This is a genomic window from Draconibacterium sediminis, from assembly GCF_000949475.1.
GTDB classification, from domain to species: Bacteria; Bacteroidota; Bacteroidia; order Bacteroidales; family Prolixibacteraceae; genus Draconibacterium; species Draconibacterium sediminis.
Genome location: NZ_JRHC01000007.1, coordinates 164059 through 177775, shown reverse-complemented (window position 1 = coordinate 177775; position 13717 = coordinate 164059). Strand labels below are relative to the sequence as shown.

Genomic DNA, 13717 nt, shown 5'->3' with positions numbered 1-13717 from the left:
AAGTTTAGAAGTGGTTACAAATTTCTTATTTTTATCATCTTAATATGAAATCATAAAACCCAAAAAGTGAAAAAGTTTATTGTCCCCTTGTTTTTTTTGCTTCTCGTTGCAGCTTCATGCAAAAAATCGAACAAAACAAAAGCTGATCCCGGAGCAGAGTTTGCTCATTACGTTCAGGCATACACGAGTGGTGTAATTTCCAGTAGAACAACAATTGCGGTTTACCTTACCAAACCAGTGGAGCTGGACGGCCCGGCAGGCGAACTTTTTGAATTTAAACCGGAGATAAAGGGCGAAACCGTGCAAGTTGGAGATCGGATTTTTGAGTTTCGGTCTTCAGAGCCGTTAAAACAAGGCACTGAATACGAAGCCAGTTTTTTCCTGGGCAAAGTATTGGATGTTAAAAACGATTTGCAGGAAATGCCATTCCGGTTTTCAACGGTACCTCAATCGTTTACAGTTACGGTTGAAGGGTTAAAGAATTACGAAGATATTGGTGCTACTCAGATGCAGTTAAACGGTTATATTTTAACCGCCGACGTAGCCGAGGCACTGGCTGTTGAAAATATGCTGACAACCCGATTGGATGGTGAAGAGTTGCCCGTAACATGGAACCATGAAACAGGCGGACGTAAACACTTTTTTACCGTCGATAGTATTCAACGCAAAGAGGATGAGTCGGGTCAACTGCAAGTCAGCTGGGATGGTGGTTCGCTGGATGTGGATGAAAAGGGAATGAAAGAACTTGAAGTGCCGTCGTTAAGTGATTTTAAAGTGCTTGAGGCCAATGTAGTGCAGCAACCTGAACAATGTGTTACTATAAGATTTTCTGACGCATTACTAAAAACACAGGACCTTACGGGACTAGTAGAACTTGAAGGTAATAAGAACCTGCGGGTTGAATTGGATGGCAACCTGCTTAAAGTTTGGATTGATAAAAGAATTATCGGTGAAGTAAATCTAACCGTTCACGAAGGAATTAAAAGTAGCAATTATGCGCGCTTGAAGTCGGGTGAGAATTTTTTATTACAATTTACCAATGCCGAGCCAAAGGTGAGGTTGTTGGGTAAAGGTGTAATTGTTCCGCAAAGCGAATCGATGATTTTTCCTTTTGAAGCCATAAGTTTAAATGCCGTTGATGTTCGGATCATTCAGATTTTTAAAGATAATGTAGCGCAGTTTTTTCAGGAGAACAGCATTGACGGAGACGAAAACTTAAAACAAGTTGGGCGTTTGGTGTACGAAAAAAAGGTTGATCTGTATTCTGATGAACCGATTAATTATAACAACTGGAACACCTTTAAAATTGATCTGGCCAAAATGGTCGATATTGAGCAGGGAGCCATTTACAGAGTGGAGTTGCGTTTTCGAAAAGAATATTCGTTGTACAATTGCCCCGATAACGAAACGGAAGAAAGCCTGCATGAAACAGATTTAAGCCGGGAGGAAGACTATAAAACCAGTTGGGATACGCCCGGTTGGTATAGCAATTACTATTATCCTGATGGTTACAACTGGCGCGAACGCGATAATCCTTGTCATGTTTCATATTACAATTACGACCGGTTTGTGAGCAAAAATATTATGGCTTCGCAATTGGGAATTGTTGCCAAAGAAGGAAAAGATCACCGGATGTTTTTTGCTGTTTCTAATTTGTTAAACACAGCTCCGGAAAGCGATGTGGATTTGAAGCTATATAATTTTCAACATCAGCTAATTGAACGAGTAAAAACTGATTCTCGGGGATTGGCAGAAGTGGACTTAAAGAAAAAGCCATTCTTGTTGATTGCTCATAAAGGAAATCAGTTTGGCTATTTACGTTTGGATGATGGAACTTCGCTATCGGTAAGTAATTTTAATGTTTCAGGACAGGAAATAACCGATGGAATGAAAGGATTTATTTATGGCGAACGCGATGTTTGGCGCCCCGGCGATACGCTGTTTCTCAATTTTATCCTGGAAACAAATGCTGACCGCCCCGGGAATCATCCTGTAATTTTTAGTCTGATTAACCCAAAAGACCAGCAGGTAGAACGACGTGTGGTAACCAACAATGAAAATGGTTTTTATCAATTAACAACAACTAGCGAAAAAGATGCACCAACCGGCAACTGGCGTGCAGAAGTGCAGGTTGGCAACAGCCGGTTTTCAAAACGGGTAAAAATTGAAACCATAAAACCCAACCGCTTAAAAATTGACCTCGATCTGCCGGAAGACAAAGTGCTAGATGAAAGTAATGATGTAGTACCAATTACAGCAAGTTGGTTGCACGGTAGCCCGGCAAAATCGTTAAAGGCAAAAGTTGAAGTATCGCTGGCCAAAACCAATACAACATTTGAAGATTATCAAAACTATTCGTTTACCGACCCTGCATCTGGTTATGCACAAAAAGAGCAAACTGTTTTTGATGGGAAACTGGATGAAACCGGAAAAGCAAAAGTTCCTTTTGTATTGGAAGGATTGGATAATGCTCCCGGAATGCTGAATGTATGGTTTACTTCGCGGGTGTTCGAAAGTGGAGGCGATTTTAGTACATCAATAAGCAGTGCCAAATATTCTCCTTTCGAATCGTATGTTGGTGTGCGAATGCCCGAATCGGATGATAACTGGTATACCACCGATACCGATTATTTACCGGAGATTGTTACGGTAGATAAAAACGGCAAAGCAGTATCAGGTGATGATCTCGAAGTAAGACTATATAAAATCAACTGGCGCTGGTGGTGGGAGTCGGGTTCTGAGAATCTGGCGCATTACGTCTCAGGCAGGTATTATCAGCCGGTGAGTAACTGGAATATTCCGGATGCCAAACATAAATCAAAAATTAAACTCAATGTAAAATACAACAACTGGCAAGATAACGGCCGGTACTTTTTGTGGGTGAAAGACAAAACTTCGGGGCATGCTACCGGAATAACTTTCTACATGTCGAGATGGGGAAGCTGGCGTTCTGATGGTATGGAGCAGGGGGCTACTATGCTTAGTGTTCGTACCGACAAAGAAAAATACAATGTTGGCGATGATATTGAAGTAATTATTCCATCGTCGAAAGCCGGGAAAGCATTGGTAAGTCTTGAAAACGGAACCGAAGTAATTGATATGTTTTGGGTAGAAACGACCGATAAGGAAACACGTTTTACGCTAAAAGCCAATAAAAAGATGGCACCCAATTTTTATGTGAATGTAAGTTTGATTCAGGCTTATGAAAGCACGGGAAATGATGCTCCTTTAAGGCTTTACGGTATAATTCCGGTTAAAGTTGAAGACCCGGAAACCATTCTTCAGCCACAGATTAAAACCAGTAAGGAAATTGAACCGGAAACAAATTATACAGTGGAAGTGTCGGAAAAAGCCGGCAAAAAAATGACTTACACACTGGCCATTGTCGATGAAGGATTGTTGGGCTTAACCAATTATAAAACCCCAAATCCGCACTACTCGTTTTATCAGCGTGAAGCATTGGGCGTTAAAACCTGGGATATGTACGATTATGTGGTTGGAGCGTATGGTGCGCGTCTTGAAAAAGCCTTTGCTGTTGGTGGCGATGGCAGTTTGGTAGAGACAGATAAAAAGGAAGCCAACCGTTTTAAACCGGTAGTGCAGTTTGCCGGGCCTTTTACGCTTGAGGCAGGAAAAACCCAAAAGCATGAATTTAAAATGCCAAATTATGTTGGTGCGGTTCGGATGATGGTTGTGGCCGGAAACCAGGGCGCATATGGTGCCGAAGAAGTTTTGGTGCCGGTGCGTAAAGGATTGATGTTGCTGGCCACGGTTCCCCGAATGTTGGCGCCATTAGAAACATTTGATCTTCCTGTTGATGTATTTGCCATGAAAGATCATGTGAAAAATGTTTCAGTTTCAGTAAAAACAAATGAGCTGTTTGAGCTTGTAGGCGAGAAAGAGAACTCCATTCAGTTTACTGAAATTGGTGATAAAATGACCTTCTTTAAATTAAAGGTAAAGGACGATATTGGCGTTGGGAAAATTGTTGTTGAAGCAAAATCGGGCAACGAACGCGCCACTTATGAGGTGGAGGTTGACGTGCGGAATCCGAATTTAGAGGTTGTGAAACAAGATGCAAAACTGGTTCCCGGTAACCAAAGCTGGACTTGTAATTTGCAGTCGCCCGGAACGCCGGGAACAAATGAAGCCTGGATTGAAATTTCAGGATTCCCTCCATTGAACCTGTCAAAACATTTGGATTATCTGATACAATATCCTCACGGTTGTGTAGAGCAGGTTACTTCTTCGGTTTTCCCGCAATTGTTCCTGGGACAATTAACCGATTTAACCGCCGACCAGAAACTGGCGATAGAGGACAATGTGCGTAAGGCGCTTGTAAAATTGCAGTCGTTCCAATTAGGTAGTGGCGGATTTAGCTACTGGCCCGGATCGGCTTACGTAAACAGCTGGGCAACAAATTACGTCGGGCACTTTATTCTTATGGCCGAAAAGGCCGGTTATTCACTTCCATTTGGCTTAAAAGATAAATGGCTGCGCTATCAGCAATCGGAGGCCAGAAACTGGAAAGGAAATCAATATTTCGCGCATTATTCGCAATTACGAAACTACGACTTAACACAAGCGTATCGTTTGTATACTTTAGCTTTGGCCGGAAATCCTGACATGGGGGCGATGAACCGTTTGCGCGAAAAAGGCAGTAAAGCCTCAGATGTTAGCTGGCGTTTGGCTTCGGCTTATATTTTGGCAGGAAAAAAGGATGCCGCAGAGCAACTGGTTGCTAACTTAACAACCGAAGTAAAAGATTATATCGAGTTTGGAGGAACTTTCGGATCGTCGTTACGCGACAAAGCCATGCTGCTTGATGCATTAACCTTGCTTAAGGATCAGGAAAATGCTTTCGAAATGTTAAAGTCGATATCTGATGAGTTGAACAGCCGTGACTGGCTGAGTACACAAACGGCTGCATGGTGTTTATACGCGGCAGCGCGCTTTTCGGAAGAATTTTATACCGATGGTAACGAAACCGCATTCGAACTTACGCTAAATGGTAAGAAGCATCAATTGCGCACAAAAATACCGGTAGTTAAAATTCCGGTGGAGAATGGTACTGCGGATAAAGTTAATGTTGAATATGAGAACAAAGGAAGTAGTGCAACTTATGTAAGAGTTGTGGCAAAAGGAGTTCCGTCGGGTATCGATTCTGTTTCTTCTTCAGCGAATCTGGTGATGAATGTGAAGTACCTGGATAGTGCAAACAAGGAAATTAATCCCGAAAGCATTGAGCAGGGTAGTGATTTCAGAATGGAAGTTACCGTAAAACATCCGGGTAAACGTGTTGATTATGAAGAAATGGTATTGTCAACGTTAATACCATCGGGGTGGGAAATTCTGAATAAACGCATTGGTGATGTTCCGGGAGAGGAATCGAATTTTGAGTACCAGGATATTCGCGATGACCGGATTTACACCTATTTTGACCTGGATATGAATGAGCAGAAATCTTTTGTATTCTATTTAAATGCGGCCTACAAAGGTCAGTTTTATCAACCTCCGGTAAGTTGCGAGGCCATGTATGATAATTCAGTAAACGCAAGAAAAGCCGGTAGAATGGTTGTTGTAAAATAATAGTTCAGTGCTTTGGTAAAGATTCTGAAAAACAGACGGTTTTGGAAATGGGGAAGTATTGGATTTTTATCAATACTTGTCCTTTTCTTGCTTGGTGGCCTTTTTATACCAAGCCCGTTGTTTACAACTTCCTATTCAACGGTTGTAGAAAGCAGCAATGGCGATTTATTGGGGGCACGAATTTCGGATGACGAACAGTGGCGTTTCCCTGCTAACGATAGTATTCCGTATAAGTATGAAGTTTGTGTATTACAGTTTGAGGACAAGCATTTTTATCATCATCCCGGTGTAAATCTGGCATCGATAGTACGTGCGATGGTTCAAAATATAAAAGCCCGTGAAGTGGTAAGTGGTGGTAGTACCATTACCATGCAGGTGAGCAGACTGGCACGTGGAAATAGAAAACGAAGCCTGAAAAATAAATTGATTGAAGTTTTTTGGGCTTTACACATCGAGCTGCGTTATTCAAAAGCCGAAATTCTGAAACTCTATGCATCACATGCACCTTTTGGCGGAAACGTTGTTGGTATTGAAGCGGCATCGTGGCGATATTTTGCCCGCGATAGCGAACAATTATCCTGGGCCGAATCGGCCACTTTAGCAGTGCTTCCCAATGCTCCTTCGCTAATTTATCCCGGCCGGCTCGACGATAAACTGAAGCAGAAGCGTGATCGCCTTTTAGAAAAACTACTGGAAGTCGGAAAAATCGACAGTATGACCTTCGAATTGGCAATTTCTGAATCTTTGCCTGAAAAAGTAAATGCTTTGCCAAATCCGGCTTATCATTTTACGGAAATGATGAATGAAGAAAGAAAGGGACAGCGAACACGTTCAACCATTAATAGCGTAATTCAAAACCGGGCCAAACAGGTTGTGCGAAAACACCAGAGGCGTTTAAAAGCCAACTACATAAACAATATGGCTGTTTTGGTGGCTGAAATACCATCAAAAAAAGTACTGGCTTATGTGGGAAATACTTTTTCCATTGATAGTTTGGATCACGGAAATTTTGTAGATGTTATACAATCACCCAGAAGTACAGGTAGTATTCTGAAGCCGTTTTTGTATTGTAAAATGATGGACGATGGCATGCTCTTGCCAGGCATGTTGGTACCTGATATCCCGATACGTTTTGGCGGTTTTACCCCTATGAATTTCGATCGGCAATACAATGGAGCAGTGCCTGCAGAAGAAGCTTTAGCACGGTCGTTAAACATTCCTGCCGTGCATTTATTACGCGAATTTGGCGTAGCACCTTTTTATTCCTTTTTGAAACAAACCGGAATGTCAACCTTGTATCAGTCCTCCGATTATTACGGACTATCACTGATTTTGGGGGGTGCTGAAGTAAAACTTTGGGACCTTGCCGGAATGTATGCCTCTTTAGCAACAATTTTAGATACTTACAATAACCAGGACGGTTTATATCTTTCAATGCCTTTTACCCCTTTAATTTGGCATGAAAATGAAAATGCAGAGCAAGGATCAGAATTGAAACAACCGGTTGTTCGGTCAGCATCAATATATTCAACGTTTAAGGCTCTTTTAGAAGTAACGCGGCCCGAGACTGAAAGTGGCTGGGAGCGGTTTGCTCATTCGAAAAGAATTGCATGGAAAACAGGTACCAGTTTTGGATTTCGTGACGCCTGGGCAGTTGGTATTACATCAAAATATGTGGTTGCTGTGTGGTGCGGAAATGCCGATGGAGAAGGGCGGGCCGGATTAACAGGCGTGTCGGCTGCCGCTCCGGTAATGTTTGATGTGTTTTCAACTTTACCCGATGCCAGCTGGTTTGAGACTCCTGTTGACGAAATGGACAGCATTGAAGTTTGCAGCGAAAGTGGCTTCTTACCCGGAGAAAACTGTGAAAATAGAAAGACTATACTTGTTCCACAAGGAAATAAAATTGGTGTTTGCCGGAGGCATCAGCGTATTCATTTAAATGCAGAGCAAACACACCGGGTAAACGCCAATTGTTATCCGGTATCAAAAATGGTGCACAAAAACTGGTTTGTCCTCCCGCCATCAATGGAATATTATTACAAACGAGAGAATGTACTTTATGCAACTTTGCCCCCGCTAATGCCCGGTTGTACAGAAAATCAACAGCAACTTGATTTTATTTATCCGAGAGAATGGAACCGGATTTTTATTCCGGTAGAACTGGATGGAACCAAAGGTAAGTTAATTGTTGAGCTGGCACACCGTTTAACTAATGTTGATGTTTACTGGTATCTGGACGATGATTTTCTGGGAATTACAAAAAATATTCATCAGTTTGAGCTTCGGCCGGAGCCGGGATGGCACACCCTTAGCGTAAGCGATAATCTTGGAAATATTCTCACAAAACGTTTTCTTGTGGTTAATCCTTAGTGTAGTTAATGTTATTTCACGCAAATGATATCAAAAAGTCATGAAACCGTTTCAGAAAACTTTGTAATTTTGCGGCTGATTTAAAGGACAGATATGACAGATATTAAGCTTAACACAATTCCTGAAGCCATAGCTGCTATACAGAGAGGTGAAATGGTAATTGTTGTTGATGATGAAGATAGAGAGAACGAAGGTGATTTAATTGTCGCCTCGGAATTGATCACCACTGAAATCGTAAATTTTATGGCTTCGCAGGCTCGCGGCCTTATTTGCGTAGCATTAACAGAGGACCGTTGCAAGGAACTGGAGCTGGAATTGATGGTGGGTAAAAACACTTCGGCCAATGAAACGGCTTTTACCGTTTCGGTTGATGCAATTCATCCAGAAGTAACTACGGGAATTTCTGCTGCCGACCGGGCAATTACCATTAAAATGCTGGTTGATAAAAAAACCCGACCGGAACAATTGGGCCGACCGGGGCATATTTTTCCTTTAAAAGCTATGGAACGTGGGGTGTTGCGCCGTACCGGACACACCGAGGCTGCTGTTGACCTTGCTCGTTTAGCCGGTTTAAAACCTTCGGGTGTGCTGGTTGAAATTATGAACGACGACGGAACAATGGCCCGTTTGCCACAATTGTATGAGTTTGCTCAAAAACATAAGCTGAAGCTGATTACCATAAAAGATCTGATTTCTTTCCTGTTCCAGAGCGAAAGTCTGATTGAAAGAGGTGAAGAAGTGGCTTTACCAACCGATTACGGCGATTTCAGAATCGTTCCTTTCCGTCAGAAATCGAATGGTGCCGAACATGTTGCTTTGATAAAAGGCGAGTGGGAGCCAAACGAGCCTATTATGGTTCGCGTGCACTCTTCATGTATGACCGGCGATATATTTGGATCCATGCGTTGCGAATGTGGCGATCAGCTGCATAGCTCGATGGAAATGATAGAAAAAGCCGGAAAAGGTGTTATCGTTTACATGATGCAGGAAGGACGAGGCATTGGGCTACTCAATAAAATTGCTGCTTACAAGCTTCAGGACCAGGGAATGGATACCGTTGAAGCCAATCTTCATCTTGGATTTAAAGCCGACGAACGTGATTATGGCGTGGGAGCGCAAATTTTATGTAATCTTGGTGTTACCAAAATGCGTTTGCTAACCAATAATCCGGTAAAACGTGTTGGTTTAGAAGGTTATGGTTTGGAAGTTACCGAAATTGTACCCATAGAAATTGCTCCAAACGAGCATAATCAGCGTTACATGAAAACCAAACGCGACCGAATGGGGCATCACCTTCGAAAATTTAACTACGATAGATAATTTGCACTTTGTAAATATTTTACAAAGTTGTCTTGATAGATGAAATTTCATGATTAGATTTGTAGTATAAATCTAATCTATGAAACATCTATTTGTAATTGCCTTTTTGGTAATGGTAGCGGCACTCAATGCTGCTGAAAAAGGAACACAACCCAACATTATTTTTATTATTACCGATCAGCAACGCGCCGATGCACTGGGCTGCATGGGCAATGCTGCCGTAATATCACCCAATATTGATAGGCTTGCTGAAGCAGGTGCTACCTTTGTAAACGCCTATTCATCGGTGCCCAGTTGTACACCGGCACGGGCGGGTTTGCTTACTGGTTTGTCGCCCTGGCACCACGGTATGTTAGGTTATGGCCGTGTAGCCCGCAAGTATAAATACGAAATGCCACGTATGTTGCGCGAAGCCGGTTATTACACGTTTGGAATTGGTAAGATGCACTGGTTTCCGCAAAAAGCTTTGCACGGATTTCACGGAACGCTGGTTGATGAAAGTGGCCGTGTTGAACAGGATGGTTTTGTTAGTGATTATCGCGATTGGTTTAAACTGCAGGCCCCCGGCGAAGATCCCGATAAAACGGGAATAGGTTGGAATGAACACCGTTCAGGAGTTTATCAGCTCGACGAAAAATTACACCCTACATACTGGACCGGCCAAACCGCTGTTGAATTAATCGAAAATTACAATCAGGATAAACCACTTTTTCTAAAAGTATCATTTGCTCGTCCACATAGTCCGTACGACCCGCCACAACGTTTTCTCGATTTGTATAAAGATGTTCAGATTCCGACACCGTATACAGGTGAGTGGGACGAACAATACGAAGGTTTGGAAGGTGGAAAAGACGCCGCTTTTGGAGATTTTGGAGTTGATCATGCCATTGAAAGCCGACGACATTATTATGCGAGCATCACCTTTATTGACGAGATGGTTGGAAAGATCATTCAAACGCTAAAAGATAAAGGGATATACGAAAACACGCTTATTTGTTTTACATCCGACCATGGCGACATGTTGGGCGACCATTACCACTGGCGCAAAACCTATGCTTACGAAGGTTCGTCCAATATTCCCTTTATTATAAAATGGCCTGAATCTCTCAAAAGTAAATCAGCGCCCGGAACAAAATTGGAACAGGTTACCGAACTGCGCGATTTTCTCCCAACATTTTTAGATGCAGCCGGAGCAGAAATTCCCGACGATATGGATGGCCTTTCCGTTCTCCAGTTGATAAAAAATCCGCATAATGCATGGAGAAATTACATCGATTTGGAACATGCAACAACCTACAGTGAAGAGAACTACTGGTGTGCTTTAACTGATGGTGCCTGGAAATATATCTGGTTTTTCAGAACCGGAAAAGAGCAGCTTTTTAACCTGAAAACTGATCCGGGAGAACAATTCGACCTTTCTTCCTCAAATTTGGAAATAACAGAAAACTGGCGCCAAAAGATGGTTGATCATCTAAGTGAAAGGGGAGAAGGATTTGTAAAGAATGGAAAGCTGGTTCAGAGATCGGAGACTTTATTGTACAGTCCGAATTACCCAACTGACGAGCGAACCCCAAATGAGTTAATGAATACCTGGAGATCAGAGTATAAAGGAGTGGACGAGGATTAAAAACCGGGATTACGAAAAAACTTCATTCAACTATTTTGTTTATTTACGAAAAGAAATCCCTACATTTCGTTACACTTTTTAAACTCAAATAATATGGATGGAAAAACAAAAGCAATTGTAGCCCACATCTTCTGGGTGGGTTGGATTATTGCGCTTATTGTAAATTCGAATGACAGAGAAGAGCTGGCAAGTTTTTATATCAGGCAAACGTTAGGCATTTGGCTGTTTTCGGTAGTTATATCTTTAATTCCTCCTCTTATTGCTATCGGATGGGTTGTTACACTGGTTTTCTGGATTATTAGTTTGCTTGGAGCAATAAACGGGGAAATGAAAGAAATACCATGGATTGGGAAATATTTTCAGGATTGGTTTAGAGCATTATAATCAAAAAAAAAGCTATAAAGAAAAAGACAGGTTATTGGCCTGTCTTTTTTTATGCTTAGTCATTGTTGTTTCCCCGGTTTCTATCGCGGTATTTGCGGAACATATAAATGCGGAACTCGTATTCCATTTTGTACAATTTTATCACTTTTAATGGTGGCAAAATTTCAAGAAATTTTTCATTGTATTTCTCCCGCACTTCTGCTTCAGTTTTCCCCAATGCTACGTGTTCGCGCGTTAGTTTTATCAACTCCTTGTTCGACAGGTTTTCATCCACATTTCTCACCTTATCTTCCAGCTCGTGGCGTTTTTGCTGAAATTCACCCATCTCTTTTTCCATCTGATTGTATACCGGCCAGAATTTTTGAGCTTCTTCCGGTGTAAAATCAAGATTGGTGGTAAAGAAGGCTACCTTTTCGGTGCGGTAACGCTCCCAGCGGTCTTCTTCATCGTCATTTCTTTGTGCATTTGCCTGTGTTTGGGTAAAAATCAACAATCCTAGTGTTAGTATTGCAATTAGTTGTCTCATAATTCTTACTCTTCTGTATATTCAAAAATTTCGTATGCATTAAAATTGGAGCTCACGTATGCAAGCAAATCTTCGTCGCTAAATGTTTCGTTGTTATCATCGTTTTCCAGTAATGTAAAGAATGATGTTTCGTCGAGTTCCTCCAGGATAGAATGCATTTGCTTATCGGAAAAGTTTGTTGAAACCGTTGTTTCAATAAACTGTTCCTGTGGTATAAATGTTTTTAATGGTATATATACCAGCATGAATATGATAGCAAAACTGGCAGCAAGACCAAGTGCAGGCTTTAAAAGAGTGATAAGTTTAAATTCCTTGTTGGTGGCCACATGTTTTTCCGCTTCGATTTGCATTTGCATGCGTGCGGAAAAATCGTCGAAATAATGTTTCGGAGCCCCAAAAGGGTTTTCCTTCTTCATTTTCGACAAATTTGGTGCTATGTTCTTTAATTCTTCCATTGCGGCATTTTTATCTATTGACTATATCTCATTTAAAAGGTTTAAAAACAAACTATTAATCCGTGCTTTTTAAGTATTCTTCAATTTTTTTTGCTGCATGATGATAGGATGCTTTTAACGCTCCAACCGATGTATCGAGGATTTCCGACATTTCATCGTACTTTAAATCATCAAAATACTTCATATTAAACACTATACGTTGCTTTTCGGGTAAACGTAAAATTGCTTTCTGTAGCTTTAGCTGAATTTCATCTCCTTCAAAATAGGGATCGGAAGTAAGATTATCCATTAAAAACTCGCTGGCATCGTTCATCGGCATCAAGCCCTTTTTCTTTTTCGAATTGATAAACGTGATCGATTCGTTGGTGGCGATACGATATAACCAGGTAAACAAGCTCGATTCCTCCCGAAAATTATCGATGCTGCGCCACACCTTTAAAAAGGTATTCTGCAAAACATCGTCGGTGTCGTCATGGTTCATTACAATTTTTCGGATATGCCAATACAATCGCTCCTGATAAGTACCAACGAGTTGATGAAAAGCAAGATCGCGCTTGTTTACATCCTTTAAATCGGCAATGATATTTTTATCCGTATTTTGCATGAAGCTACCAATCAGACACTATCTGCCGGCAAAGGTTTAACAAAAAAATCAGATTCTGAAATTTAATCCTTCTTCTCTTAATTTGTTGTACACATCAAGGTCGAAAGAATAAAGTTTTGCTGCCCGGTGTGCAACGTTGGTTTGTTTTTCGCCGGTATCGATTAGCAGCCCCATATTTTGAATTTTCTTCCTGAAATTGCGGGTATCGAGTGTGGTGTCAAGAATAACTTCGTACAAGGTTTGCAGTTCTGTTAACGTAAATTTATCGGGTAGCATTCGGAATCCTACAGGGTGATATTTTACCTCGGAATGTAGTTTTTTTAATGCTTCTTCAATAATTACTTTATGGTCGAAAACCAGTTTCGGAAGTTTGTCGATCTCGAACCAGTTTAATACTTTGGCCAATTCTGATTGGCGCAAATCGTGATATTCCGGGTTAATAATGGCATAGTAGGCCGTAGTTAAAACGCGCGAGAAAGGAACACGGTCCAACTTCCCGAAAGTTTTTACCTGGTTGAGGTAAACATTTTCGAGGCCGGTAGTTTTCGATAAAATAAATTTGGCGTATTCATCAATATCTTCATCTTCCGGCAGGTGAGATCCGATTAATGCCCAGTAATCTTGCCCGGTATGCATTGGGTTTTTGGTAAAGAGGTCTTCAACCTCCTCATAGTTATCTTTTTCGCTAAAAAAACGTTTGGCAACATCAGACTCCGATTGCCATAGCAGTACACACAGTTTGTTGTCTTTAAAGCCAAAAATTACACAGTCAATAGAAAGATGTCGTAGTATCATAAGTTAAAAGTTTACACAAATGTAGTTACTGATTTTATAAAAAA

Annotated in this window: 9 protein-coding genes; 5 read left to right on the top strand and 4 right to left on the bottom strand. The window is 41.3% G+C overall.

Annotated features, from left to right (window positions below; genetic code table 11):
* Positions 1 to 66 precede the first annotated feature (66 nt).
* The 5 genes from LH29_RS21420 (at position 67) to LH29_RS21400 (ending at position 11293) form a co-directional block, all read left to right on the top strand.
* Positions 67 to 5589 (top strand): alpha-2-macroglobulin family protein, encoded by a 5523-nt coding sequence (locus tag LH29_RS21420; RefSeq protein WP_045033373.1) that lies wholly within the window; start codon positions 67 to 69, stop codon positions 5587 to 5589.
* A gap of 12 nt (positions 5590 to 5601) precedes the next feature.
* On the top strand, positions 5602 to 7962 hold the full coding sequence (gene pbpC / locus LH29_RS21415) for a penicillin-binding protein 1C (protein ID WP_045033372.1): 2361 nt from the start codon (positions 5602 to 5604) through the stop codon (positions 7960 to 7962).
* 93 nt (positions 7963 to 8055) lie between these two features.
* Entirely contained in the window at positions 8056 to 9282 is a 1227-nt protein-coding gene (locus LH29_RS21410; protein ID WP_045033371.1) for a bifunctional 3,4-dihydroxy-2-butanone-4-phosphate synthase/GTP cyclohydrolase II, read from the top strand.
* A 79-nt stretch (positions 9283 to 9361) separates the two neighbouring features.
* Positions 9362 to 10909, top strand: a complete 1548-nt coding sequence (locus LH29_RS21405) for an arylsulfatase (protein ID WP_045033370.1) — start codon at positions 9362 to 9364, stop codon at positions 10907 to 10909.
* Between the two features lie 93 nt (positions 10910 to 11002).
* The gene (locus tag LH29_RS21400; RefSeq protein WP_045033369.1) at positions 11003 to 11293 is read left to right on the top strand and encodes a hypothetical protein; all 291 of its coding nucleotides are present in this window, start codon (positions 11003 to 11005) and stop codon (positions 11291 to 11293) included.
* A 55-nt stretch (positions 11294 to 11348) separates the two neighbouring features.
* On the opposite strand, the gene LH29_RS21395 is transcribed toward LH29_RS21400, so the two are convergent.
* The 4 genes from LH29_RS21395 to LH29_RS21380 form a co-directional block, all read right to left on the bottom strand.
* Positions 11349 to 11819 (bottom strand): hypothetical protein, encoded by a 471-nt coding sequence (locus LH29_RS21395; RefSeq protein WP_045033368.1) that lies wholly within the window; start codon positions 11817 to 11819, stop codon positions 11349 to 11351.
* A gap of 5 nt (positions 11820 to 11824) precedes the next feature.
* Positions 11825 to 12235, bottom strand: a complete 411-nt coding sequence (locus LH29_RS21390) for a hypothetical protein (RefSeq protein WP_157493790.1) — start codon at positions 12233 to 12235, stop codon at positions 11825 to 11827.
* Positions 12236 to 12329: 94 nt separating this feature from the next.
* Positions 12330 to 12878 (bottom strand): RNA polymerase sigma factor, encoded by a 549-nt coding sequence (locus tag LH29_RS21385; protein WP_045033366.1) that lies wholly within the window; start codon positions 12876 to 12878, stop codon positions 12330 to 12332.
* 48 nt (positions 12879 to 12926) lie between these two features.
* Complete coding sequence (locus tag LH29_RS21380) at positions 12927 to 13673, bottom strand: NUDIX hydrolase (protein ID WP_045033365.1); 747 nt, start codon at positions 13671 to 13673, stop codon at positions 12927 to 12929.
* Positions 13674 to 13717: the final 44 nt, after the last annotated feature.